Raw genomic sequence first — 24,649 nt, 5'->3', positions numbered from 1 at the left:
CACAGCTCTGAATTAAAGGTGTCACTCAGTGATGAAAAAATCAACTTTTCCAGTTGCGCCTGACAACACACCCGGATTTTGATGAAAAATCAGCTATTTCTTCTACACTTACTATTAAGTTCTCAACAACGGATAGGTGGGCTGATGCCAATTGAAAAATGTCCTAAATGCGAAGATCAGGTTCTGGACAGCAAGTACAGTTGTCCAGGTTGTGGCTATGTGAAACGTGATGAACCGGAACAGCAAAAGCACCCCAAACGTGAAATAACCACCAAGAACACCGCTAAACACCTGCAAATTCAGGGGGTCATTGCGCTGTTTTTGCTTATCGCTGGGTTGCTCTGGTTTTACCTGACCGCAGATGCGTATGAAGCCCGCGATCAGTTAAATGTCGTCGCCCTGCTGATGTTTGTTGTCGGCTTTTTTTGGTACGCAGTGATCCGCTTTAGAATCTGGCATCAGCACGATGACAAAGACCCCAGAGATTAAGCTGGTAACTCAACAGCTTCGGGCTGAATTTGAAGTTTTCGCCATCGTTCCTATACTTAACAGGTGCAGGGAAATGAACTTGAACTGCACATTCAACTGCAGTTTTAGCCTTAATTTTGTACTTTAAAGCAAAGAAGGGAGGCGTAATCATGCAAGTTAAAAATGTAATGACAACTCAACCGCAGTATCTGAAAGATAACGTAACCATTCGCGAAGCTGCGCTTACCATGCGCAACAATAAGAGCGGCTTTGAACCGCTCACCGATGCCAACAAAGTGACCGGCGTCATTACCGACCGCGACGTTACTGTTCGCGCTGTAGCTGAAGGCAAAAGCCTTGATGACAAGGCCAGCAGTATCGCTACTGAACGCGTCTTGTATACGTATCAGGACGAAGATATTGAGTCAGTTGTGCAAAATATGGTTGAGCAAAAGGTTCAGCGATTATTAGTGCTTAACGACCGCGAGAACAAGGATTTGGTCGGTGTTGTCACTTTAGGCGATATCGCCAATCACTGTGAAACACCACAGCTGGCTGAAAAAATCGTCAAAGCTTCGCGTACTTACAGTTAAGCGATGTAAAGAGCTTTCAAGATGAACTAATTTAAGCCAGCCATTGTGCTGGCTTTTTTCTGCACCAGCCGCAACCGACGGGAGGGAGCAGCCATGGCATCCTCAGACACTGACAGCTACAGTGACAAAAGAGACTTCCGCAAAACATCTGAGCCAAAAGCCGATGATGTCAGCTTTGACTGGGCGGAAAGCCGTCCGGTGTTTGTTATACAAAAACATGATGCGTCCAATCTGCATTATGACTTTCGCATTGAAGTGGATGGCGTCCTTAAATCCTGGGCGGTCCCCAAAGGCCCTTCCACCGATCCCTCCGAACAACGTCTGGCGTTGCCCACGGAAGATCATCCGCTGACCTATGCCGACTTTGAGGGCACCATCCCTGAGGACGAATACGGGGGCGGCACTGTGATGGTCTGGGACAGAGGCTATTATCGCAACCATAAAGACGCAAGCAATGGCGATGAGCCTAAGTCAGTTGCCGAGCAACTTGCCGATGGTCATGCCACGATCTGGCTGGAGGGCGAGAAACTGACCGGAGGCTACGCTCTGATTCGCACAGATAGCGGCGATGATGAGCGCTGGCTGCTAGTGAAGATGGACGATGAAGAAGCCGATGCGCGCCGTAATCCGGTCTCTACGCAAAGCAATTCAGTAAAGACCCAGCGCAGTTTGTCTGAGATCGCTGATGAGGAAGCCTCAGCTGATGACTGATTTTATCCAGCACCTGGATGAGGATGATCGCGAACAAGCAAATGAGCAGGCCATGCCCGATTGGCTAGCTCCAATGCTGGCCAAACTGACCCATGACCATTTTGCCGACGATGCGTGGGTGTATGAGCGTAAACTTGATGGTGAACGAATTCTTGCTTATGTCGACACTCAGGGCCAGGTAAAGCTGTGCTCGCGCAACAAGAAATGCCTCAACACAAGCTATCCGGAACTGGTCGAAGCCTTGCAGCAACAGGCACCGCGCGGGGCCATTTTTGACGGCGAAGTGGTTGCGCTCAATGCTGAGGGAGTCAGTGACTTTCAACAACTGCAGGGGCGCATGAATGTCAGTTCAGAAGAGGAAGCCCGGAACAGTGACGTGCGGGTCTATTATTACCTGTTCGACTGCCTGTATCTGGACGGCCATAACCTTACCAAATGTAGTTTGCGCGGGCGGAAGAAGTTACTCCGCAGTGCATTGCAATGGGACGACCCTCTGCGCTTTACCGCGCATCGCAATGGCGACGGTATCAACTACTATAAAGAAGCCTGTGAGCGCGGCTGGGAGGGCCTCATCGCCAAGCTGGCAAGCAGCCGCTATGTGCATAGTCGTTCGCCCCACTGGCTGAAATTTAAATGTTTAATGCAACAAGAGTTTGTGATTTGCGGTTTCACCGCGCCAAGTGGGGAGCGGATTGGCTTTGGTGCCTTACTGCTGGGCTTCTATCGCGATGACAAGCTGGTTTATGCCGGTGATGTCGGCACGGGGTTCGATGATGAAACCTTAACGCGGCTCCATGAAAAACTGCAGTCGTTGAGCCGCAAAACATCACCCTACGATGAAAACTCACCAACAGGCGAGGCGATCACCTTTGTTCGCCCAGAGCTCGTCTGTGAAGTTGCCTTTAGTGAATGGACCGCAGACGATAAGCTACGCCACCCGCGTTTTCAGGGGTTGCGCCGGGACAAGCACGCTACCGACGTGCACAAAGAAGATACCGAGCAAGTGGCGGACCTTTAGGGGGAGTAAACGTTTATGAAAGTCGACGGACATCAGATTGACCTATCGAAACGCGATAAAATGTTCTTTCCTGACGCGGGTCTCAGTAAGGGTGATTTAATCGATTACTACGAGAAAGTCGCGGACATCATGGTGCCGCATATGCAGCATTATGGCGTCAGCATGGAGCGTTTTCCCGACGGTGTGCAGGGTGATAGCTTTTTTAATAAAGACACCCCTGATTATTTTCCTGACTGGATCACCAGGGTGGCTATCGAGAAACGTGAAGGTGGGCAGTTTCATGCGCCGGTGGTCGACAGTGCCGCCGCATTAATTTATCTGGCCAACCAGGCGGTCATTACCCCTCACCTTTACTTAGCACGTACCGACGACCTCGAGCATCCTGACAAGCTGGTCTTTGATCTGGACCCGCCCAGTACCGGCGACCCCGCAGCAGCACTGCGCCAGGCGTCACTGCGCGTACGCGAGTTGATGGCAGAAGTGGACATGCAAACCTGGATCCAGACCTCAGGTGCAAATGGTTTTCACCTTATTGTGCCGCTGGATCGTAGCGCCGACTTTGAACAGGTTCGTGAATTCGCCAAGGACTGCGCGCGGGTCCTGGTGAACCGACACCCCGACGACTATACCCTTGAGCAGCGTAAGGATAAACGAGACGGGAAAATCTTTCTGGATATGCTGCGTAATGCATACGGGGCGACGTCTGTCGCACCCTACGCCGTTCGCGCGCAGCCGACTGCTTCAGTGGCTACGCCGATAGAATGGCAGGAGCTCGAAGATGGAGCCGGCCCGCAAAGCTGGACCATCGAGACGATTCCGCACCGTTTGGCGCAGAAGAACGACCCCTGGCAAGGCATGATGCGGCACAGCTATAAACTGGGCTCTCACGAACAAAAGTTACGAGAGCTGCTAGCCGCAGAAGGGGTTGACGATGACTGATCAGGAACTTTGCTATGCGTCATGACCGTCCGCGCCATCTTGCAACTGCCGATGACTGTGTTGAACAGCTCATCGAGCGCGTTGGCAAGAAAATCATTTTAGGGCTGCCCCTTGGTTTAGGAAAGCCGGTTCATTTTACTAACGCTTTGTATCAACGCGCTAAAGCAGACGCTTCGATTGAGCTGCATATTGTCACCGCATTATCCTTGGTGCCTCCTGCACCTGGAAGTGGTTTAAAAGCAAGGTTCATGACCCCCATCATTGAACGTCTTTACGGCGGTGTCCCTGAATTGGATTTTGCCCGGGACGTGCTCAAGCAAAGGTTGCCCGATAACGTAAAGGTCTCCGAGTTTTTCTTTCAAACGGGTGCCTTTCTCAAGCACGATGAACAACAGCGGCGCTATATTTGTACCAATTATACCCACGCTATCCGTGATCTACGGGCGCTTGGCATCAATGCCGTTGCCCAACTGGTTGCTGCCGACAACAAAGCCACGCCAGAGCACATCAGTCTCAGCTGTAACCCTGACTTATCGCTTGACCTGTTTCAGCAGTTACGTGCTGCTGAAACACAAGAGAAGCCCATCGCCTTAATTGCCGAGTGTAATCAGAATCTCCCATTTTTTGCTCTGGATGCTGCTATTCCGGCGAGTACTTTTGATTTCATCTTGCAAAATGACAGCACGGATTATCCACTGTTCCCGGTACCGCAAAGCCGCATCAATGCGGTCGATCACATGATTGGTTTTTACGCCAGCAGTTTGCTAAAAGACGGGGGTACATTGCAGGTCGGCATCGGCTCGTTAGGTTCAGCCGTTGTTTATAGTACCTGTTTGCGCCATCAGAAAAACACCGACTGGAACAAGCTTCATCGCTCGCTGAAGCTCGCAGAACAATTCCCGGTAACAGCCAAAGAAGGAGGTACAGGTCCGTTCAAGCAAGGGTTATATGGCTGCAGTGAAATGATGGTAGAGGGTTTTTTACATTTACTGGAAGCAGGTATTCTGACTCGCAACGTCTACCCCGACGCAGAACTACAAGAACAGATCAACCAAGGGGCGGTCGACCCTCAACACGGGGATGATGCGCGGTTAAAACATGGCGTGGTGATGCATGGCGGATTCTTCCTTGGACCCAATGCATTTTACCAGAATTTGCAGCGTCTCCCCGAAGACCAGCGCGAACGTATCTGCATGACGAGCGTCAATTATATTAACAACCTCACCAATCATCGATTCGGTGATCAGCGACTTAAAGTCGCACAACGCATAAACGGGCGCTTCATCAATTCGGCCATCAAGTGCACCTTAAATGGCGCTTTAGTTTCTGACGGACTGGAAGACGGACGGGTTCTAAGTGGCGTGGGTGGGCAGTATAACTTCGTCGCCATGGCGCACGAGCTGCCAGACGCGCGTTCCATCATAACCCTGCGCAGCACACGAACGTCAAAGGGGAAAACAGATTCAACGATTGTCTTTTCCTATGGTCACTGCACAATCCCCCGCCACCTCCGCGATATTGTTGTGACTGAGTATGGTATCGCCGACCTCAGAGGGAAAAAGGATGAAGAGATCTATCTTGCGCTCATCCGCATCGCCGACGCCAGATTTCAGCCTGAGCTGCTAAAACAGGCCAAAGATGCTGGTAAAGTCGCGCCTGATTTTCAGCTCCCGAGCGCCTGGCAACGTAATACTCCTGCCGCTATCGAAGCGGCACTTAAACCCTTTCAGGATGCCAGCTTATTTCCGCCATTTCCATTCGGCACCGAACTCACCGACGAGGAACTCCAGTTGCAGCAAGCTTTGCAGTACCTCAATCAGAACACAGCAACATTAGCAGGAAAAATTCGCACCTTTGCTCAAGCGCTGGTCTTCGGCTTTAGTGGTGACCAACATGCCAAACTTACAAAACGGATGAAGTTGAACAAAATCGATAGTTTCAGCTCCTGGTACCAGCGGCGATTGCTAATATTGGGTCTAAAGCGAGCGCGTATTCCATCACAACCTTGATTGTTTTAACTTTATTGCCCATCTTTTAAGTGAGTTCAGACGTTTTTGTGTAATTCCTAAATGAGGAGAGCAGCTATGGCTAGTAAAGAAGCGCTTGAGAAAAAACATGAAGCTCAAATTGAAGAAATGAAAGCCGAAATGGATCGTCTCAGAGCCAAAGCAAAACAAAAGGAAGCGGATTCCGAAATCAAATATAAGGAAAAAATGATGGAGCTTGAGGCCCTCAAAGACGAAGCCGAAAGTAAACTCAACGACTTTAAAAAGTCAGGCAAAGATGCCTGGACTGAACTCGGCACAGGTCTTGAGGCAGCCACCCAGTCGTTATCAACGGCGATTAAATCTGCCAAACAAAAGTTCGAATAAGATTTTCCTCACGACCGCTGTGCGCGCGTTGGCGCGACATAGCGGCGTGTCGCCCAGAAAATAACGAAAGTGCCAACAAGCCCAGGCACCAGCCATGCGAGCAACTGCCAGTCACCCAGAAAGTTAAACCACTGCCGAGCACCAAAGGCGAAAAACGCTGTATATACGGCGATCCCGGAGCCAATAGTTGAGCTGATATGCTCCGCCAACCAACGCTTTGGCGTTGCGTTTTTTTCAAACGCAAAACGTCTCATTTGCACACCGGAAATCAGCCCGATCCCGCCAAAAATGTAATGCAGAATTAAGCGGTCATCGCTGATGACTGCCATGCTAATCAGACTGACTCCACCCAAGAACATAATGGCCGGCATCCACAGATAGCTCCAGTGCCGAAATACTTGGGTATTGCGTTTATGTTTGAGTACCAACATTGCTTGGCGCACGCTGACAAAGGTCAATAACGACAAAAACAGTAACAGGCTCCAGAAATAGTAGATTTGTCGCAACATATCCTTGGCCGACGTAGCGTCCTGCAATAGCCCGGCTTTGAAAAACGCCGGATGAACCAACACCATCAATGACATCAAAATGCCCGAGGTGGCGACAAGGTACATACTCCAGACATAAATTTTGCCAAATAACACATGGTTGCTGCCGCCTTTGCGCGCCGCAATAGGAACCCAGAAGACCACTAAGGCAACACTACCGAGGATGATATGTAAATACAGCATAGCCTGATGAAGAACTAACATGGTGTTTCTCCTTGTCTAACCGGAACCTACTGGTTGTAGTTGCAACAAGCTTACTCAACATCAGTCCTTAGCACAGGTGCTGTTGGTCATGATTTAAAACATGACTTATGGGCTATTGTCCGGGGCGAACGCTGTGCCATACTCAAGTCATGAAAAAACTCTCGACACTCATTTCAGTAGAACTGTTCTCCGCGCTGATGACCATGCTCCTCGTCGCGGGCTCAACGATCTATTTCACGGTGTTGAGTGAACGCCCGCAGCCAGTTTGGATCCTTCCGCTACTATGCTTTTTATTCATTAGTTTTGCCGTACTGTTTTTGCTGAGTACCCGCGACAAACCTTTTCAACATGAACCCCATACACGAGTTCTGTTGATTGCAATGCAGTACCTGCTGGTGGTCGCAATGTATTTTGTAACACCCTTCACCTACGTTGCCATTTTCGGCACTATTTGGTCGGCGCAACTGCCCTACTTCATGTCGACGCGAAACGCTTTTCTGCTGTCGCCTTTATTTGCGCTACCGATCTGGCTGGTGTTTGGCTGGTACTGGGGAATCGAGAACACCTGGATCTCGGCACTGCTGTTTTGGGCCTTTAACTTGTTCGCCACCATGATGTCTGCAGCACAGTTACGCGAGGCGCGAGCCCGACGCGTAGCAGAACACAGTAATCGTGAACTGAAAGCCACTCAGGCACTGTTAACTTCAGCCACCGAGCAAGCCGAGCGCACCCGCATCGCCCGCAATATTCATGACTTGCTTGGCCATCACCTGACCGCTCTGACCATCCAGTTACAAGTTGCCGCGCGTAAAGCTAATGCCGAAGCCCGCGAGTCCATTGATCGCAGCCACGCTCTGGCAAAACTATTGCTGGCTGATGTTCGTGAGGCTGTTGCCGATATTCGGGATCATGACCACATTGATATTCATCAGGCATTACAGCAGTTGGCCAGCGCCTCGCCCTCAGTAGCCATCAAGGTGGAGACTGACGAGACTATTCTTATCAATGCCATTCAAGTTGCTGACACTATGCTCCGTTGCGCTCAGGAGTCCATCACCAATTCGCTGCGCCATGGCCAGGCAACCCGTATTCATGTCACTTTGGCTCAAGCCAACAGGGCATGGCAGTTGGTCATTCAAGACAACGGCAAAGCGCGCCAAGCGTGGCAGCCGGGAAACGGCCTGAAAGGGATGCAGGAAAGAGCTAAACACATTGCCGCAGAGCTTAACTGGAGCGTCACTCCAGAAGGCTTTCGCACGACGTTAACAGTGCCACAACAGGACCCGCTATGATCAAGGTCTATCTGGTTGATGATCAAACGCTGGTGCGGCAAGGCATTCGCAGCTTGCTGGAGCTTTCTGATCAGGTCGCCGTCATTGGTGAAGCTGCCAGCGGTCAGCAGGCATTAACGGAACTAAAAGATAACGAACCAGCCAATGCACCCCAGGTCATTTTAATGGATATTCGCATGCCCGGCCTAAGCGGTATTGATACCCTAACCGAGTTGCGTGATGCAGGCGTAAACGTGCCGGTTATGATGCTCACGACCTTCGATGATCATGAATCGGTGATGGCCGCCTTGCATCAGGGGGCCAGTGGTTATGTGCTGAAAGACGTTGCGCTGGAAACTTTGGTTGAGGCCATTACCTGTGTGGCCAATGGCGAACGCTGGATTCAACCCGCGGTAACCGAACGCATGCTGCAAGGCCTGAGCCAGATCCAGCCAGCGTTTGCCAGCGCTGAGCAGCCCGAGCCTTTGTCTGATAAAGAGCTGGCGGTCTTGCGGCTGATGGCTAGCGGTCTGAGCAATCGCGAGATTGCCAGCGCCCTGTTTAAATCAGAAGGTACGGTTAAGAACCAGGTCTCCACCATCATGGCAAAACTGGGCGTACGCGATCGCACCCGGGCGGTCCTGAAAGCACTGGAAACAGGTTGGATTTGATTATGATTGGTTCCGTTTCTGCCCTTTGTTTCGCTTTTGCTCGAACCGGGCCAGGGTCTCAGCATAAACAGTGCGAACTTCCGCAGTAAAATTTTCAATGGAATGAGACGCAGCACAGTCGATTGCCTGCTGCGCCATCTTCTCTCGTGTTGCCGGGTCTTCCAGCAACACAGTGACTTTATCCAACCATAGCGATTGCCGTGCCGGAGTTTTAAAGCCATTGGCGCCTTCTTTGATCACGTCATCAATACCGCTCGCTCGCACCGCCACCACCGGCAGACCTGCAGCCATTGCTTCCAGGATCACCATACCCTGAGTTTCTGACTGCGAGGCAAATAAGAACACATCGCCCAACTGGTACCAGCTTGGCATCGCCTCAGGGGAAACCGAGCCCACCAGAGTCACCTGCTGTTGTAACCCTAAGCTGTCGACTTTTTCCTGCAACCGCTGCCGCTGTGGACCATCGCCAATCAGTAAAAAGCGAAAAGCTTTCTCTGAACGCTGTTTCAGAGCTGCCAAAGCCTCGATCATAAAATCGATGTTCTTCTCGTTTGATAATCGCGCCACGCTGACAAACACCGTTTCATCAGTTACCTGTAGCTCTGCTTTAAGCTTGGCCACGGCCTGCTCGTCGACACTATGGAAACGCTCAAACTCGATCCCGGTCGGCTGCACATAGATGTCGCCCTTAACACCGATCATGCGCAAGTACTCTTCCGTTGAGTGTGTCGGCACAATCACGCTATCGCATTTATTGGCGAACCGGCGTACCAGAGCGTGTACGATGATATTATTGAACAGGCTGCCGGGAATAATCACGTTGTGAGAGTAATGCTCAAGCCGCGTGTGATAGGTATAGACCACCGGTATCTTCAGCCGCCTGGCCATATAAACGCCAAGTGAGCCAATCCAGAATGGATGATGAGAGTGAATCAAGTCGGGCTTAAATTGCTTCACCTTTTTTCGTACCGCAGCGGAAAAAATATTGGCGAACCTAAATTCGCTTTTGGCGCCAAATGAAAACAGCGAGGGTGTGCGCACCACATCCTCTTCGTCTTCCGCTTTCTCCCGATAGCGTGGTGCAACGATCAGAACCTTATCCTTGCTGGCCATCAGACCCCGTCGTAGCCGGTCTATGGAAATAGGAACACCGCCAATAAAGGGCAAATAGTTGTTGGTGAACATGGCAACTTGCAGTGATTTCTTAAGCCACGGCGTGGCATCAATATCGTAGTCCGGGTAATAGGACTTACCGACAAAGACGGCGTTGTAGAGTTTAATACTGATAGCTAAGAATAAACTTACCAGCAGGATAAAATTCAGATAACCCACATAAAAAAGTGAGTGGATAAAAAACCAGAAGCTTTCTAGTTGTTTCAGAATCGGGTGCTGACCTACAGGAAGGTCAATGACCCGATGCTCGACACCGTGCTCTGCACTGACCATGACTTCCACATAGTGGTAGAAGCTTTCATCCTGGTTCAAGACCAGGCCGCCCGCGCCACCGGTGGTGATAAACGGAATTCCATGGTGCTGCTGCTCAGCGTACATCGCGACATTCGCAGAGAACACACGGTCCACCGGGTACTCGCTTAGGGTTGCCAACAGTTCCTGGCGAAATGCCTCAGGCTGCAGATAATCGTCGGCCTCAGCTAACAGAAAGTCTTCCTCAGGGCGTAGTAACGGGTGACCAATAAAAACAAAACGATGGCGCGAGGTATCGGCCTGCAAAAGATCTTTCAGCCAACGCGCTTGCCAGCGCCAGGGGGTCTTTTCGGTGCTGTCGAGGAAGATAAAGCGGCTATCCCCGGCGGTGAAGGTAAAGAAGTGCGGGCCATAATGATCATAAAAGCGAAAACTGCCAAACTCTTCATACTCATGCTGGCCAAAGGTCAGCAAATAGGGTTTTTCCAGATGTGACAAGGTGCCGTTTAGTGCGCGGTATTTATCTTCACCGCCGCTGCTTACCGCGTTGCCAGCAGAAATGACAAAATCCAGCTCGCTGGCATTCAGCCGAGGAATAATTCGCCGTTCGAAGATACCGATGGAATTATTGATGTTACCCACGACCGCAAAACTGTAATCCTGCTTTGCTTCGATGGTTTTATTTATTGCCACTAGCTGTTCGTTATGAACACCGAAAAACTCCGGGGTGACCACATTCAGATAAACTTTATAGGACACTAACGCCGTCACAATAACGACATTCAGGTAAAACAGAATTTTCAGCCAACGCTTCTTACTCACGATGCGGCCTCACCGTTGCATTGGCTACGTGTAATCAAATAGCGCTGCAAAATAAACAGCCCCAAAATCATACCGAGATAAATCGTTAAAAAGCGCCAGCTAAACGTCACCAGCAGCAAGTGCTCATGCGCCAGTAAGTCATTAAAAAAGCTGCCAAACACCCCTTCTGAAATTCCTGATGCCCCCGGCGTCGGAGAAAAATACATGATAAAGGTTGTCACCACCAATAAGCCGACAGAGGTCAGATATGGCACATCGTAGCCAAGACCCCACATGAGTAGGGCAGGAAAACTAAATAGGCATAGTAAAAAAACACCCGTCGCCAGCACGGACAAAGCAATGGCTGCTTTTGGCCCTTTGCAATACACCGAAAAACTTCGTGCGAACCGCAACACCTCACGCATCACTTTAAAGTACCAAAGCCTGGCTTTGTGCTCGGAGATTAAGCCCCAAACCTGAAGGCGCTGGATGATGAGCGTCACCGGCGTTATCAGCCACTGCGCGCGCAGCAACACAACGGCAAAGAAGGTAAAGTACAGGATCGCAACGACTAGCAGTGCTGTGCCAATGTCGCTGCTCAGCGAAGATGCGCCAAGAGTCGGTAATAAAAATAACAGTACAGGTGTTAGCGAAAAAATAAATAAAATCGCCAGTACAGTCCGAATCGTCGTTGCGGCGGTTGCTCTTCCTACTGAAATACCGTGATCGTGTAAGAACCACACCTGGGCAAAACCACCGCCGGTGGCCATCGGCGTAATATTGGAAAAGAAAATATTAATAAAGACCAGTTTCGCCATCGCTGTGGCCGGTATGCGTGCACCCAGGGCAACCAAAGTGTAATAGAGTCGCAGACCATCGGCCGTAAAATACACCAGCAACAACACCAGCGTCGCCAGAATCACCCCGGGCTGCAAAAGCCGGGTATCGAAGCTAAACGTTCGTCCCGAGAAGTGATCGAAGACGGCATAAAAGCCAGCCAGCGTGAACGCGGTAAAGAGCGCGGCAAAGACGGCCAGACGCTGCCACGAAAATTTCGGTGTGTGGTGCTCTGATTGGCGTTCTTCTTCCATGGATCTGCTCATTAAGGACTCACATCACTAGCCGATGTCTTTGATTATGTGGCGCCTGCAGCGGGATGTCAAAACCTCGGAGGCGACATGTTTCTTCTGTTTAACGTCAGCTTGTAGCTGTTAAACATGCAGCCAGATGCTTGCGCCAGAACTCGGGTGGGTGCGCCATGGTGCTGCGTCCGACACTTATTTCACAGATAGCTCTGCCTTCAGAATCTATGCCCCGGGGCTTCGGTAGCGTGATGATTTCATGCTGTTCCGCATAGTCCGCAATGACGTTAGCGAGTTCGTTCGCATCGCGCTCAATGTGCAGGTGAAACATGGCCGCCTGCGGTTGTGGTGGGTTCACCTGAACACCACAAACCGTTGCCAACAAAGGGCCGAGCTGCTGAGCATAAAGCACTGCGTCAGTGATACTCGCAAGGTTTTCCTCCAGCCCCTGCTCCGCGGCAAGAATATAAGGGTAAAAGGAAATCAGATTACCACCGGCGCGCCGACTCCAGATCTTTGCCTGCGCAATAAAGTCGTCTTCCCCGGCCAGCACAGCTCCGGCAATGCCACCGATATCTTTGTATAAACTGACGTAAACCGAATCCGCCAGAGCACTTATTTCCGCTAAGCTTTTGTCGTAATAGGCTGGGCAGTGCCATAGCCTTGCCCCATCAAAGTGTACCGCAAGATTGTGCCGTCGGGCCCAGTCAACTTGCGCCAGCAAGTCCTGCCACTGCGGCAGCTGCCCACCGATTTCCCGCATCGGTAACTCCAGCACCAGCGCAGCCAGCGCTGCTGGATTCAGTTGTTCGATGTCTGCCAAGGTAAGCACTTTGTTACGCTGCCCTACCAACTTTCCTTGCAACCCCCATAGCTGCTGGTAACCGTCTTGCTCATGCAGGACCAGATGTGAGCTTGGATGCAGCGCCACACCTCGCTGGTTGCGCTGGTCACTATGTATACGCAGCGCCAGCGGCTGCGCCAGGGTTCCACTGGGTAAAAAAAGCGCAGCTGGCTTACCCAGCATTGTGGCTAACCGCTGCTCAAAATTCTCGATCAGTGCACCACTGCCATAGACATCGGCGGCCGCGACACTCTCGGCGCGCGCTGCCAGTTTGCGCAGGGTCGTCGCCATGGATTCAGTGGGATGACGTAAAATAGATGCCTTCACTGCAGTTACACCCTTTCAATAAAGCCGTGCCCCCCTTATAACCCAGCCCAGCTTCACCAACAACCGGAAAAACCAGCTACACTAAGAATAAGTTCTGCAATTACAGAGGCTTTTTCATGATCAAATTGCCGTCGATGGCCGCGCTTTTACTCACCACAACGCCACCCCCTGAGGTCGATGAAGAGCCGACCGTCAGTGGTCAGCTACAGTCGGTCACAGATAAATTTCAGGAGCTGGGGGCAACCGCTTTAGACATGCTCCCGCTGTTTGTCATTGCCATTATCGTGGTTGTACTGTTCTGGTTTCTCGGTGGCTGGCTTAGCCGCCGCACTGGCTGGATGAAACGGGTTGGAATGTCTGAGCTGGCGACACTACTGGGCAAGCGCGTGGTCCGGCTGCTCGTCACCGCGGTAGGAGTCATTATCGGCCTGGAGTTATTGAACGCAACGGCTCTGTTTAGCGCGGTTTTAGGTGTCGCAGGGGTGTTTGGTATTGCCGTCGGTTTTGCCTTTCGAAATATCGTTGAAAACTATCTGGCTGGCATCTTGTTAAGCGCCCGCAACCCCTTTCGGATTGGTGATGTCATTCAAATTGGTGAATTTACCGGTAACGTGGTGCGCCTTACCTCCCGCGATACCGTGCTCATGACATTGGACGGCAATCATTTGCGCATTCCCAACAGTGTCATCATCACCTCGTCGATGACCAACTTCACCCTTAATCCGTTACGGCGCGTGGATTTTTACGTGGATATCACCCCCGATGCTGACCTTGCCGATGCGCGGCAGCTCTGCGTCAGTATTTTACATCAGATGAAAGGTATTCTTGATGAACCGGCACCCCAGTGCCTGATTCATGAACTCGGTGCCAGCACTGTCGTCCTGCGGGTACTGGGCTGGGTCGACCAGCGGCAGACCGATGTACTGAAAATTCGCAGTGAGGCCATTCGCTTCGTCAAACAAGGCTTCGATGAAGCCGCCATCGAGATGCCCGAACCCACTTATCGCTTACGCTTTGAAACCGAGTTACCAGACACCTCAAAACCTGTTGCGGTGACAGCAACGAAGCCGAAAAGCAAAACCGCTGAGAAAGGCTCTCTGGCTGAACTGACTCAGTCAGATGTGAGTGCCGATCGCACCATTGATAAACAAGTGACCGAGGAGCTACGCAATTCAGACGAGCAAAACCTGCTCAAGAGTTAAGCAAGAATAAGCTACTAGGAAGAGCCATCTTTGCTGTACACAGCGATTTGGTTGCGGCCAGCATTTTTTGCCTCGTACAGAGCGTTATCAGCAAACCGGATGAGCTCTTCTTTTTTAAGCGTATGAACCGGATAGGTCGCGACGCCCAGAGAGATGGTAACCGTCCCCAGTGAGGTTCCGCCATAACTGAGTTGTAATGACTCTATCCGGCGGCGCATATCTTCAGCTCTGACGCTGGCAAGCTCGACGCCCACTTCGGGTAGAATCAACATAAACTCTTCGCCTCCGAAGCGACAGGCAACATCGCCCGGACGCGACAGAGCTGTCATGACCGTCGCCAGTTCTTCTAAAACACGATCGCCCGCTTCATGACCAAAGGAATCATTAAACCGCTTAAAGTGATCGACATCCAGAGTGATAATAGACAAAGGTTTGCCAGCGCGCGCGACACGCTGAATCTCGCGTTCCAGCGTCTCTTCCAGGTACCGGCGGTTGAATAGCCCGGTCAGCGGATCACGCACGGACTCGCGGCGTAATCTCTCCGTCAACCGTAGGTTGCTCAACGCCAGTGACAATCTTTCAGCAACGGTTTGCGCTAATGCGATTTGGTGCTTACTCATGCCATCATCGCCGTTGGAGACATGTGCAAGAAATAGCGTACCCATGACTTCATCGCGCGTGACCAGCGGAATGCAGAGTGTAAACTGGGGATGTTTTGACGCTGCATGTGCACAGAAAATTTCGGCGCTTTCCTCTGTTGCCACATAGGTGCGGCCAAGCCGCAGTGCCCGACAGTCTTCCGGGTGGAAGCGCGCAGTAGGTTTCTCAGCAAAGCCCCAGCTGGTGGCTAATTCAGCGAAGTCGCGTGAAGGCGCAATCAAATAAAGTGCACCGCTCAACTCAGGGAATAGCTTCGATAACGCGCGTGCAGCAGCTCCATAGGCCTCATCTTCATCATTAGAGGACACCAGCATCGACTGGAATCCCGCTAACACCGTGCTTTCTCGCTGGGCAAGCTCAAGCTGATCCACCATGCGGTTGAAATCTCTGGCAAGGATGCCAAGTTCATCGGAGCGGTTATCATGAACGCGCGCAGAGAGGTCGCCTTTTTCGACGTCACGTGCAGTTTTACGTAAGCGGTCAATACTGGAAATGACCCCCATCTGCATCAGTAACAAAATTGCTAAGCCCAGGCCAACGCCTATGACCGGCAATAGCACGGCCATGCGCTCGACTAATCTCATGCGATCAATAAGTTCGGCGTTGACACCACTGAGTACTGTCTGCTTTTCGGCAATCGTACTGCGGATGATCTCGCGCATATCATCCACTAATTGTTTGCCGCGTCCCGATGCCACAAGCGCCTGACTTACACTCTCCAACTCAGCGCCATTATCTGCCATTGGCTGCTTAGCCCGGGCGGTAATCGCAGGCTTGGCAATTTCATTCAGCCAGCGCTGGAACAATTGCTCCATCTGCATAAGCTGCGCCTTGTCGTCAGCAGCTGTTGAAAGGCTGCGCCATTGCGAAGCGAGACCGGCAAATTTCGACTGCGCACGTTCAAACGGCTCAAGAAATTGTTCGTCACCGGTGATGATGAAGCCACGCTCACCTGTTTCAGCATTGATGACTTCTTGCAGCATTCTGTTGCGGACAGAGATTTCCTGCACCAGACGATCGGATCTATCCGAGAGCTGTCTGACATTTTCCATGGTGACAGAAACGATCCACGACAGCCCAGCCACCAGAATTATCGGTACTAAAAATGCTGCTAACGTTTGCGCCCTCAACGAGATATGGCGCCAAAAGGAATACTCCACAGTAGCGATTACCTGCTCCTATTTTCCGTTAGTTGTCCAACTAAGCCAAAGGTTATATTGCATGTATTCTAACCGATCAGATAACAAAAATCAGCCGGCGGCGGGCTTCGACCTATCCTGAGCCGGCGTTTGCAGTTAGCCCGCAAGCCCAGTAGACTTCTGTTAGTCTTTTACAGCTCGTTCAATTTTAGGAAATTTTCATGGCAGCCTTTGGTACTCGTTTTATGCCCGAAATGGCACTTAGCACCTTCGACGGCGACGGTTGGAGTCAACCTGTACAGGTTGCGGCCGATCAGATCAGTCTGCATCCAGCCGCCCATGTTTTGCATTATTCCAGCACCTGCTTTGAAGGCCTGAAAGCGTTTCGTCATGACGATGGCTCGGTCAATATCTTTCGAATGGAAGCTAATATTGCGCGACTCATTCAGAGCAGCCAGCTCCTCGCGCTACCTAAGGTGACACCAGAGCTGCTCGAAGAGATGATTGTAAATATCGTGAAAAAGTACGTAACTGACGTGCCAGAACCACCAGGTTCAATGTACATCCGGCCAACTCATATCGGTACCGAACCTAGTATTGGCAAAGCAGCAAGTCCAAGTCTTACTTCCATGCTGTATGTCCTGCTTTCCCCTGTCGGTGATTACTTCAGCGGCGGCATCCGTCCCCTGCGTTTGTTGTTAGAGGAGCACGGCTCACGCTGTGCCGCCCATATGGGCATGGTAAAAAGTGGCGGCAACTACGCCAGCGCCTTGCAACCCATCATGCAGGCGCGCGCGAGCGTCAATGCGGATCAGGTGCTGTTTTGTCCAGGCGGTGATGTGCAGGAGACTGGCGCAGCGAACTTCCTCCTGATTGATGGCGACGAGATGATTACCAAAGCTCTCGACAGCTCGTTTTTACATGGCATTACCCGCGACTCCATTTTGACTATCGCGCGGGACATGGGAATGAAGGTCAGTGAGCGGGAGTTAAGTGTGGATGAGTTAATCGAGCGGGCGTCGAAACCTGAAACTGAAGCGGCATTGTCCGGTACCGCAGCCGTGCTCACGCCCGTCGGTACACTGATCCGTGATGGCAAAGATTATCGCGTTGGCAGTGGCACGCAGGGACCCACCACCGAGAAGCTACGTAAGGCTTTAAACGCTATCCAGTGGGGCCAGACCGCAGATAAACACGGCTGGCTTACCAAGGTTTCTTAGTCTTAGTCAGACTGTACTTTAAAGCTGCCTGCCAAGACGCCGCCGTCGATGGTCAGCTCGGAGGCATTCATGTAGTTGGCTTCGTCTGAGGCCAACAATACGCATACCGCAGCCACTTCGCTCACCTCGCCAAACCTGTGCATGGGGCAACTAGCGATAATGGCCTGCATATTTTGTTCGCGCTGCTCGCCTTCACCTAACATTGGCTCCCAAATAGGAGTCATGATCGCAGCCGGGTGAATTGAATTACAGCGGATCGGTAAATTCTGCTGTGCGCAATAGAGCGCAACGGTTTTGGTGTGATTGCGAATGGCTGCTTTTGACGACGCATAGGCGGCTGCACCTGGGATCCCAACCAGCCCTGAGCGCGACGACATGTTAATAATACTGCCGTTACTCTTGGTCTTGCGCATCAGCTGAATGGCATATTTACAACCAAGAAAGGTACCGTCCAGATTGACCGCATGCACCCGATGCCAGTCTTCCAGCGAGACGTGCTCCGGATCATGGGGCCCTGAATGGGTCTCAAGGCCGGTAATACCAGCGTTATTCACCAGACCGTGTAAACCATTAAACGTTGTATACAGCCAATCGCTCATATCCTGCCATTGGCGTTCCTGACTGACATCAAGCTCGTAAAAGTATGCCTGCTCGCCCAACTCAGCAGCAAGGGCCTTGCCTTCGTCTACCAGAATGTCGGTGATAATCACCGTGGCCCCCTCTTCATGAAACGCGCGGGCGACGCCTTCACCAATTCCCCGGGCTGCACCGGTAATCACAATAACTTTGTCTTTTAATCGTGCCATAAGATTTCTCTTTTTTGAGTCCCTGTTTTGATTAAAAGCTGTTTTTGGCTAAGTTTCCAGATTGATATCTAATTATCTTTGGCTGAGTCAGCGCTTTGGACCTAAAGAGATGCTGCCACGAACGGAATATAGACAATCACATTTAACGGGAAGGTTACCCCCAGAGAGGCCAGCATCGCCTTACTGATGTTGGCATCTGGAATAGCTGCGCGGATCGCCGCGGGCGCTGCTATGTAGGATGCACTTGCCGTCAGGGCGCCTAAAATCAGCACGCTTCCCGCTGGCAACTCAAAGTACCAGCCTAGCAGTAAACCTGGCCAGAGTAGAATTAACGGCGCGAACGCCGCAAACAGCACCAATCGCCAATGAGCAAGGGGCAGTGGCCGGCAAATACGGGCGGTGGTTAACCCCATCTCCAGCAAGAACAGCGCCAGCAGAATTTTAAAACCATCGACCACTAACCCGGCGATAGAATCCAGACCAGCCGGGCCGTAGAGCCACCCGATGGCAACACCACCCATTAACAGGATCACGCCGCGACTGGTAAAAGCTTCGTGCCAAATAGACAGCATGTTCTGCTCGCCACTGGTTTTACCCTGGCTCCAATGGTAGTAACCAAGCATTAAGATGATCGCCGGCAACTCAAGAATGACCAGATATAGCGTTGCATCCGCGGAAATCGTCAGGCCGTTGCTTTCTGCTAATGCCCAGGCTACGGCAAAAGTACCGGCACTCACCGAGCCATAATGTGCAGCGATACTGATTGCGTCGGCATTCGGTAAACGCACCAGTTTACGCAGTAGCGGTAACACAAGAACTGGAATCAAAAGCCCAAGCAGCGCAATCCCAAGCAGCGTGGACCAGACCACAGCATCTTGATCCGTATGTAAGGCAAGTCCACCTTTAATACCTATACTTAGCATCAACAGAATCGATAAAATCTCATAAATCTGCCCGGGCATTTTTAAATCTGATTTAACAACGCCGGCAACGATTCCAAGAATAAAAAATGCAATTACGATATCAGGCATGACTGTTCCTCTGCGTACATGTGCAAACTAGTATGAGGATTTTTATTCATTAATAAAGATGAATAATTACAAAGACAATTAGTGAGCTTAGCTCATCGCCAGAGATTTTGATCTTACGACGACTGGAAGTCTTTACTCAACTTTTCAAATGACAATGTATTTCCGCCAAACGCACCTTGCCTTATCCGCCGGATGACAGGCTGTAGCTCAACATCAGCCAGAGTTTGGTGGTATCGACGCCATGGGCATCGCCCTGATAGCCTGCGGCTTTAAAAATTCCCGACCAACGTGGTGACAGTCTGTAGGCACCAACCAGATCCAATTCCTGACCGTAATTCAGCGCACCTGCGTCTGACTGGAAGTCATGCCAGCTGAGCTGCCAGTTACCGCCAAATGCCTGTGTACCAACGCCGACCCAGTTATCGCGCAGGCCTGCTGCAGGAGTCGTCAGGAAGACATCAGCGAAGCCCGAGAAGGCGTGTAGTGTTGCTAAAGGCGTTTGGAAAGCACTGGTGCCATCGCCGGCCAAACGTTCCTGGCCCAAGCTGAACTTGAGTCGGTTTGGCTGCCAGTCCAGTACTATGCGGTGGTAATGATGGGTCGAATTATCCGGTGCGCTATGTGCATCGTTTTGCGCTGCTAGTGTCACGTGCAGCCGCAGATCGCGTTGGCCCCAGAGATCGCTCTGGTAATCTACCCCGTAAGTGCGACTGCTGCGAACCTGCCAGTCATCAAATTCGAAGTCATACCCGAACAGTGCCAGCTGCTGATTCGGCTGCAACTGCCAGTTTACCAGCGCTGTCACAAAACTGCCGTTTTGATCAGCGTCAGCACCATCAGGCCCAAAAATTCGATTCACATTATGATAATAACCTATATCCAGCGTCCACGAATCGCGCCACTGCGACTGCACACGGTAGCCATCAAAGGTCTGCTCATTTTGGCGCCAGCCAACCCCGCCGATAAACCGCTGATTAAGCTGATTCACCCGCTGGCGTCCCGCTGTATAAGCGGTTCCCGTTGTGCTTTCATAACGTACAAAGGCTTGATTGATATCCGTTCCCGTTGGATCCGCGACCACACTATAGGACGACTTGCCGTTGTCGGTACTGTTATAAGTGTCTCCGCCGACCGCACTGACGTGGTCAAGCTCAGCGACCAGACTCCATCCCGATTGCGGTTGGGCTGTTAGAGTCACCCGACTGCGTAAGGTCGACGCCAGTGCATCCTCAAGGGCATTGTCCTGAGCGACCGACTCAAGCCGGTAACGAAAATCAACTTTCGCATCGACTTCCGTTGCCGCAGCAACTCCAACTCCCGCCAGGCTAAGCAGCAGAAACGAACTAACAGAACAAAGACAAGTGTGACGTAGGATCATGGCGGACTCCGCTGAATGAATTGACCACCACAGTTTATCCGCCTGCGCGACAAAACAGCATTCCAACAAGGAGTTACCTAATAAGGGCAGCCCTTACAGTGGAAGGGCTGCCCTTTCTTGGTAGTTAGAAGATGAGGGGGAAGGCGATGACGACGAGCAGGGCCCAGGCGACGTAGACAGGGATGTAATTGGTCTGCCAGCGCTCGAGGTTGGTGAAGCCCGCTTTACCTTTGATAAACGTCGAATAGTGGTAGGCGTAGCCGCTGAGACTGACCAACAGTATCAAGTTCTCACCAAGCGCTGCCACGCGATTTGCGGTGACCCCCATGTCAAAAATACGACCAGCAATTGCGCCCAGCGCCAGCACATCGACCAGTAACGCGGTGACAACCAGCACCAGCTGCAGTTTATCAAACAAGGATACGGGTTTGCTCGGATCCCGCGAGGATACCGCATAGAGGACCAAACCTAGTACTACTACTAACATCAGATCCAGGCCAATGAGGACTTCGCGCTGAATATCAAACCCACGCCCGGTCACCAGCATGGTCACCAAAAAGCTACTCAGCATCAACGTAAACATTGGCGTAAAGACACGCGCCAGCACGGGGGCCATATTTTCAATCGCGCCCTGCTTGCCCTCGACCAGCCAGCCTGAGATCACCACTGCGCCCATCGCGCCACAGGGAATAATCCAGCTCTGTACCGCCCACTCGATATCGATACCAATGAAACTGAACATGCCAAGGGTAAACGCCGTTAAGACGCCTCCACCGATTGCGATTAACACGTAGTAAATGACAAACTCACCTGAAAATCTTACAAAATCCATTCTTTTCGCGTGTGATCGCCACCAATCACCACTGTATACGATACCGACCATAAACCAGATAATAATCGGTAGATGAATCATTGCCAGAGTCATGGTCGTTGTCGAGGCAAAACTGGCGTAGCCATTTATCAGAATCGCTGCGGCCACAACAGCGCTGGCAACAAAGCCCCACCCGGCGCGCCCAAGTTGGCGGTCAAGTGCGAAGTACAGCGCTAAGAACGGCAGACTGAACAAGGTAATATTGCGTGCGTAGAACCAGTCTGCACCCTCAGCATCAAAATGCATGCCAAACAAGGCCGGCAATTTGATTGCAATTGCCGCGCAAACTGCAAACACCAGAGCTGTAAACAAATTGCGTTGCTTCAAGCTGTCACTGGAGTCACCGAACACCAGGTTTTGCCAGAGCCGTCCAGAGTGGACCTCGGCGTACTCGCGTGTGACATCGTCCAGGTCGCCCACGCGCCTGGCCGCAATCAGAAAAGCTTCGTCATCTCGCAGGCCCTGCTCTTGCAGTGCTTCCATCTGGTCGCGAAGATGGGATTCCAACTCGTCAATATCGTGCTCATTCAATGCGGCATGGCGCATCAGGTGAGCGCGCCATTCGTTAACTTTTGACTCGGTATCAACTACCTGTGAATTAAGCGGGTTGGCAACCATTATCGTCACTCCGTTGTGGATTTAAGGTCATGTCATGCCAGATTCGGTTCAGCGCGGCGTTTATCAGCTGCCATTGCTGCTGTTGTTCCTGCAATGTTCTGCGTCCAAGCTCAGTAATCGCGTAGTACTTGCGTTTGCGTCCGGTATCACTGGCAACCCGCCAGCGCGATTCCAGTACGCCCTGCTGTTCAAGACGATGCAACAGCGGATAGAGCATTCCGTCAGTCCAGTTAAGGGCGCCGCCGGACAGCTGCTCGACCCGTTTTACAATTTCATAGCCGTAGGTCTCGCCGTCGGCAATGATGCCCAACACCAACGGAGTCGAGGATGCGGCCATTAGATCTTTTGAGAGATTCATGATGATTTCACTCGCATGCAATTTAATACCTAGTACATCTAGGTATTAAATCTATACCTAGAACTACAAGGTATGCAAGTTATTTTTTGCACAGAGATGCGTTTAGGGGGGGCTGAACTGCTGGATGGTGCAGGATTCGCCGGGCGAGTAACAGCACAACAGATAATCGCTGTGCTGCTGAAAACAGGCATGCGGAAGATAAGTTTCTGAAGATCGTTTGAGCACTTCCAACAGCAGCCCTTGTTCGGCTTTGGTCACCGCTTCCGCGAGTGTCCAACGCTGAAAAAAACTGACCAAATGCTCAGAATCGACGCCAGCCATAAAAGGTGTTCGCAATAAGCGAACCAGCTGTTTACGGGGCGCAATACGCTCGACGTCAACTCCAATCGGTGCGGCAGCCGGGCTAACAGCTACTATGGCGTGGTTGTGGCTATGGCTAATCGAGCACTGCCACTGCTGACCCTGCACCAGCAACAGCGGTGCGCCGTTTTCCTGCCGGGTGATGATGCTATCTTCAGCGGCCATCTGCCAGTACCTGTGCAACAGCCAACGCACCAGTCCACGCCCTGCCAGGTACTGCAGGCGCCGCTGTGGCTGTCGGTACTGCTGGCTTTGCTCACGGTCTGCTGCACTCAGCCAGGCATTTAATGCGGGAACTGTGGCTTCAACATCGGTGATAAAGGTACAGTGGACGCCGGTGCGCGCTTTCATTGCACTTCCGCAGTGAGACCTTCGGCGTAGGTCGAGCTCGCGCCGCCAGCCAGATCCGCCAGACGCAGGGTGCGCTCTTCTAAACTGGCCACATGCTCAATAAATTGCGCCAACTGTTCACCACTAAGACGTTCAGTAGAAAGTTTCTTCAAATTCAGGGGGTTGACGATTTTTCCGTGGCGATAAACTTCATAATGAAGGTGGCGCGCCTGGGAGAGGCCTGTATTACCTAAATAACCAATCACCTCCCCCTGTTTGACCCGCTGACCGGGCTCAATGTCGTTGGCAAACCCCTGCAGATGCGCATACAAGGTCTCATAACCATCAGCATGCGCAATAACGACCGCGTTACCGTAGGAGCCATACCAGTCGGCCCGCTTGATCGTGCCATTACCGGCTGCCATGATCGGTGTACCCTCAGGCGCACCGAAATCGATACCTTTGTGCATCCGCGTATAACCGAGTACCGGATGCTTACGTTGCCCATAGTGCGACGACAAGCGCGCGCCGTTAAGGGGGGTTTTCAGCAGAAAACTTTCCGCTAACCGACCATCTTCGAGATAAAACGACTGCTCGTAACGGTACAAGCGGAAATCATCTTCGTCATTTTTGAAGCGCAGGTAGGTGGGTTGCAATGGTGTTTGCTGATGAGCAAACAACAGTTCATCCTGCGTCACTAAAGTGCGCTCGAAGACCACTTCAAAACGATTGCCCTGATACACCTGACGCTGAAAGTCGATGAAGTGTGAAAGCGCCAGCAGCGCCGAATTAATAACGTCACCCGGTACATCCGCTTCGGCCGCATTACCGTACAGGCTATGATTAATTTGCACCGCGTGTTCAGACACCTCTATGCGGGTCGGTACCTGATGCTTGCTGACGTTCCAGACACCGTCCTCATAATAAGCATCAATCCGCTCGGCATACTCAGCCGCGAGACTGATCTGGGCAGTATCTTTCTGTTTATTGATAGCAATCGCGGCACCGGCCTGCAGTTTGTCTAAATTGACATAACCATCTAACGCTTCCGCCAGTTGGTAAACATCACGTGCTTTAAAACCGTATTTGCTCAGTAAACCGGTCACCGTCTGACCACGTTTCAGCACTGCGAAACTCACGTCTGTCAGCGGGTCTGCGATAGTGGTTGCGGCAAGTTCGACGGGCCTGATTTTCTTCGTCCCTGAAGTCACCGGCGGCGTCACCGGCAACTCGAACGCAGCCGCCGCGTCGTCCCGCTCCAACTCTAATGGTTGCAGCTGGAGTTGCTGTTCCGCGGGTGATTCCGCAACCTCTTCCGGTTGTGGTTCTGCGCACGCGACAAGTAACATTGCCATAGCTACGCTACTGATTTTTAAAGCTATTAATTTCACTAATGCAGGTT

23 protein-coding genes are annotated in these 24,649 nt (G+C 51.6%); 11 read left to right on the top strand and 12 right to left on the bottom strand.

Annotated features, from left to right (window positions below; all coding sequences use genetic code 11):
- Positions 1 to 144 precede the first annotated feature (144 nt).
- The 7 genes from J6J28_RS08355 (at position 145) to J6J28_RS08325 (ending at position 6,101) form a co-directional block, all read left to right on the top strand.
- The gene (locus J6J28_RS08355) at positions 145 to 489 is read left to right on the top strand and encodes a zinc ribbon domain-containing protein (protein ID WP_301721048.1); all 345 of its coding nucleotides are present in this window, start codon (positions 145 to 147) and stop codon (positions 487 to 489) included.
- 149 nt (positions 490 to 638) lie between these two features.
- Entirely contained in the window at positions 639 to 1,061 is a 423-nt protein-coding gene (locus tag J6J28_RS08350) for a CBS domain-containing protein (protein ID WP_301721047.1), read from the top strand.
- Between the two features lie 93 nt (positions 1,062 to 1,154).
- Positions 1,155 to 1,772: a DNA polymerase ligase N-terminal domain-containing protein gene (locus J6J28_RS08345; protein ID WP_301721046.1), complete on the top strand. Its 618-nt coding sequence runs from the start codon at positions 1,155 to 1,157 to the stop codon at positions 1,770 to 1,772.
- Positions 1,765 to 2,790, top strand: a complete 1,026-nt coding sequence (ligD, locus tag J6J28_RS08340) for a non-homologous end-joining DNA ligase (protein ID WP_301721045.1) — start codon at positions 1,765 to 1,767, stop codon at positions 2,788 to 2,790. The genes J6J28_RS08345 and ligD (J6J28_RS08340) overlap by 8 nt, the downstream gene beginning before the upstream one ends.
- Positions 2,791 to 2,805: 15 nt before the next feature.
- The gene (gene ligD / locus J6J28_RS08335) at positions 2,806 to 3,729 is read left to right on the top strand and encodes a non-homologous end-joining DNA ligase (protein ID WP_301721044.1); all 924 of its coding nucleotides are present in this window, start codon (positions 2,806 to 2,808) and stop codon (positions 3,727 to 3,729) included.
- A 14-nt stretch (positions 3,730 to 3,743) separates the two neighbouring features.
- On the top strand, positions 3,744 to 5,738 hold the full coding sequence (locus J6J28_RS08330) for an acetyl-CoA hydrolase/transferase C-terminal domain-containing protein (RefSeq protein WP_301721043.1): 1,995 nt from the start codon (positions 3,744 to 3,746) through the stop codon (positions 5,736 to 5,738).
- Between the two features lie 75 nt (positions 5,739 to 5,813).
- Positions 5,814 to 6,101 (top strand): sll1863 family stress response protein, encoded by a 288-nt coding sequence (locus J6J28_RS08325; RefSeq protein WP_301721041.1) that lies wholly within the window; start codon positions 5,814 to 5,816, stop codon positions 6,099 to 6,101.
- A gap of 8 nt (positions 6,102 to 6,109) precedes the next feature.
- Here the strand turns inward: J6J28_RS08325 and J6J28_RS08320 are convergent, their stop codons facing one another.
- On the bottom strand, positions 6,110 to 6,853 hold the full coding sequence (locus J6J28_RS08320) for a hypothetical protein (RefSeq protein WP_301721039.1): 744 nt from the start codon (positions 6,851 to 6,853) through the stop codon (positions 6,110 to 6,112).
- A 149-nt stretch (positions 6,854 to 7,002) separates the two neighbouring features.
- Between J6J28_RS08320 and J6J28_RS08315 the strand changes: the two genes are divergently transcribed.
- Positions 7,003 to 8,145, top strand: a complete 1,143-nt coding sequence (locus J6J28_RS08315; protein WP_301721038.1) for a sensor histidine kinase — start codon at positions 7,003 to 7,005, stop codon at positions 8,143 to 8,145.
- Complete coding sequence (locus tag J6J28_RS08310; RefSeq protein ID WP_301721037.1) at positions 8,142 to 8,795, top strand: response regulator; 654 nt, start codon at positions 8,142 to 8,144, stop codon at positions 8,793 to 8,795. The genes J6J28_RS08315 and J6J28_RS08310 overlap by 4 nt, the downstream gene beginning before the upstream one ends.
- Here the strand turns inward: J6J28_RS08310 and J6J28_RS08305 are convergent, their stop codons facing one another.
- From J6J28_RS08305 to J6J28_RS08295, 3 genes are all read right to left on the bottom strand, one after another.
- Positions 8,796 to 11,042: a glycosyltransferase gene (locus tag J6J28_RS08305; RefSeq protein ID WP_301721036.1), complete on the bottom strand. Its 2,247-nt coding sequence runs from the start codon at positions 11,040 to 11,042 to the stop codon at positions 8,796 to 8,798.
- Complete coding sequence (locus J6J28_RS08300) at positions 11,039 to 12,124, bottom strand: lysylphosphatidylglycerol synthase transmembrane domain-containing protein (protein ID WP_301721035.1); 1,086 nt, start codon at positions 12,122 to 12,124, stop codon at positions 11,039 to 11,041. The genes J6J28_RS08305 and J6J28_RS08300 overlap by 4 nt, the downstream gene beginning before the upstream one ends.
- Positions 12,125 to 12,218: 94 nt before the next feature.
- A complete protein-coding gene (locus tag J6J28_RS08295) occupies positions 12,219 to 13,274 on the bottom strand; it encodes a threonine aldolase family protein (protein ID WP_301721034.1) in 1,056 nt (351 codons plus the stop codon).
- A gap of 116 nt (positions 13,275 to 13,390) precedes the next feature.
- Here J6J28_RS08295 and J6J28_RS08290 point away from each other — a divergent pair, with 116 nt between their 5' ends.
- Positions 13,391 to 14,476: a mechanosensitive ion channel family protein gene (locus tag J6J28_RS08290; protein WP_301721032.1), complete on the top strand. Its 1,086-nt coding sequence runs from the start codon at positions 13,391 to 13,393 to the stop codon at positions 14,474 to 14,476.
- A gap of 14 nt (positions 14,477 to 14,490) precedes the next feature.
- Here the strand turns inward: J6J28_RS08290 and J6J28_RS08285 are convergent, their stop codons facing one another.
- Positions 14,491 to 16,296 (bottom strand): diguanylate cyclase, encoded by a 1,806-nt coding sequence (locus tag J6J28_RS08285; protein ID WP_301721031.1) that lies wholly within the window; start codon positions 16,294 to 16,296, stop codon positions 14,491 to 14,493.
- A 200-nt stretch (positions 16,297 to 16,496) separates the two neighbouring features.
- Between J6J28_RS08285 and J6J28_RS08280 the strand changes: the two genes are divergently transcribed.
- Positions 16,497 to 17,495 carry a branched-chain amino acid aminotransferase gene (locus J6J28_RS08280; RefSeq protein ID WP_301721030.1) on the top strand — a complete coding sequence of 333 codons (999 nt, stop codon included), beginning with the start codon at positions 16,497 to 16,499 and terminating at the stop codon, positions 17,493 to 17,495.
- Positions 17,496 to 17,497: 2 nt separating this feature from the next.
- Here J6J28_RS08280 and J6J28_RS08275 read toward each other — a convergent pair whose 3' ends face one another.
- The 7 genes from J6J28_RS08275 to J6J28_RS08245 form a co-directional block, all read right to left on the bottom strand.
- On the bottom strand, positions 17,498 to 18,301 hold the full coding sequence (locus J6J28_RS08275; protein WP_301721028.1) for an SDR family oxidoreductase: 804 nt from the start codon (positions 18,299 to 18,301) through the stop codon (positions 17,498 to 17,500).
- Positions 18,302 to 18,402: 101 nt separating this feature from the next.
- Positions 18,403 to 19,332, bottom strand: coding sequence for a sodium-dependent bicarbonate transport family permease (locus tag J6J28_RS08270; protein ID WP_301721027.1), 930 nt, complete (start codon positions 19,330 to 19,332; stop codon positions 18,403 to 18,405).
- 181 nt (positions 19,333 to 19,513) lie between these two features.
- A complete protein-coding gene (locus tag J6J28_RS08265) occupies positions 19,514 to 20,710 on the bottom strand; it encodes an alginate export family protein (protein WP_301721026.1) in 1,197 nt (398 codons plus the stop codon).
- A 124-nt stretch (positions 20,711 to 20,834) separates the two neighbouring features.
- The gene (locus J6J28_RS08260) at positions 20,835 to 22,199 is read right to left on the bottom strand and encodes a permease prefix domain 1-containing protein (protein WP_301721025.1); all 1,365 of its coding nucleotides are present in this window, start codon (positions 22,197 to 22,199) and stop codon (positions 20,835 to 20,837) included.
- Positions 22,180 to 22,557: a PadR family transcriptional regulator gene (locus tag J6J28_RS08255; protein ID WP_301721024.1), complete on the bottom strand. Its 378-nt coding sequence runs from the start codon at positions 22,555 to 22,557 to the stop codon at positions 22,180 to 22,182. The genes J6J28_RS08260 and J6J28_RS08255 overlap by 20 nt, the downstream gene beginning before the upstream one ends.
- Before the next feature lie 102 nt (positions 22,558 to 22,659).
- Positions 22,660 to 23,268, bottom strand: a complete 609-nt coding sequence (locus J6J28_RS08250; protein WP_301721022.1) for a 4'-phosphopantetheinyl transferase family protein — start codon at positions 23,266 to 23,268, stop codon at positions 22,660 to 22,662.
- Positions 23,265 to 24,638 (bottom strand): M23 family metallopeptidase, encoded by a 1,374-nt coding sequence (locus J6J28_RS08245; protein WP_301721021.1) that lies wholly within the window; start codon positions 24,636 to 24,638, stop codon positions 23,265 to 23,267. The genes J6J28_RS08250 and J6J28_RS08245 overlap by 4 nt, the downstream gene beginning before the upstream one ends.
- Positions 24,639 to 24,649: the final 11 nt, after the last annotated feature.

The sequence above is a fragment of the Pseudidiomarina terrestris genome (assembly GCF_030466375.1).
Lineage (GTDB): Bacteria > Pseudomonadota > Gammaproteobacteria > Enterobacterales > Alteromonadaceae > Pseudidiomarina > Pseudidiomarina terrestris.
The sequence above is the reverse complement of the archived record's forward strand: the minus strand, read 5'-3'. Positions and strand labels throughout refer to the sequence as shown.

Coding starts and splice junctions, on each gene's coding strand:
- J6J28_RS08350 (WP_301721047.1), top strand. CDS start 639: ATGCAAGTTAAAAATGTAATGACAACTCAACCGCAGTATCTGAAAGAT.
- J6J28_RS08250 (WP_301721022.1), bottom strand. CDS start 23,268: ATGAAAGCGCGCACCGGCGTCCACTGTACCTTTATCACCGATGTTGAA.
- J6J28_RS08310 (WP_301721037.1), top strand. CDS start 8,142: ATGATCAAGGTCTATCTGGTTGATGATCAAACGCTGGTGCGGCAAGGC.
- J6J28_RS08265 (WP_301721026.1), bottom strand. CDS start 20,710: ATGATCCTACGTCACACTTGTCTTTGTTCTGTTAGTTCGTTTCTGCTG.
- J6J28_RS08255 (WP_301721024.1), bottom strand. CDS start 22,557: ATGAATCTCTCAAAAGATCTAATGGCCGCATCCTCGACTCCGTTGGTG.
- ligD (WP_301721044.1), top strand. CDS start 2,806: ATGAAAGTCGACGGACATCAGATTGACCTATCGAAACGCGATAAAATG.
- J6J28_RS08275 (WP_301721028.1), bottom strand. CDS start 18,301: ATGGCACGATTAAAAGACAAAGTTATTGTGATTACCGGTGCAGCCCGG.
- J6J28_RS08260 (WP_301721025.1), bottom strand. CDS start 22,199: ATGGTTGCCAACCCGCTTAATTCACAGGTAGTTGATACCGAGTCAAAA.
- J6J28_RS08300 (WP_301721035.1), bottom strand. CDS start 12,124: ATGAGCAGATCCATGGAAGAAGAACGCCAATCAGAGCACCACACACCG.
- J6J28_RS08345 (WP_301721046.1), top strand. CDS start 1,155: ATGGCATCCTCAGACACTGACAGCTACAGTGACAAAAGAGACTTCCGC.
- J6J28_RS08270 (WP_301721027.1), bottom strand. CDS start 19,332: ATGCCTGATATCGTAATTGCATTTTTTATTCTTGGAATCGTTGCCGGC.
- J6J28_RS08280 (WP_301721030.1), top strand. CDS start 16,497: ATGGCAGCCTTTGGTACTCGTTTTATGCCCGAAATGGCACTTAGCACC.
- J6J28_RS08355 (WP_301721048.1), top strand. CDS start 145: ATGCCAATTGAAAAATGTCCTAAATGCGAAGATCAGGTTCTGGACAGC.
- J6J28_RS08325 (WP_301721041.1), top strand. CDS start 5,814: ATGGCTAGTAAAGAAGCGCTTGAGAAAAAACATGAAGCTCAAATTGAA.
- J6J28_RS08315 (WP_301721038.1), top strand. CDS start 7,003: ATGAAAAAACTCTCGACACTCATTTCAGTAGAACTGTTCTCCGCGCTG.
- J6J28_RS08330 (WP_301721043.1), top strand. CDS start 3,744: ATGCGTCATGACCGTCCGCGCCATCTTGCAACTGCCGATGACTGTGTT.
- ligD (WP_301721045.1), top strand. CDS start 1,765: ATGACTGATTTTATCCAGCACCTGGATGAGGATGATCGCGAACAAGCA.
- J6J28_RS08320 (WP_301721039.1), bottom strand. CDS start 6,853: ATGTTAGTTCTTCATCAGGCTATGCTGTATTTACATATCATCCTCGGT.
- J6J28_RS08290 (WP_301721032.1), top strand. CDS start 13,391: ATGATCAAATTGCCGTCGATGGCCGCGCTTTTACTCACCACAACGCCA.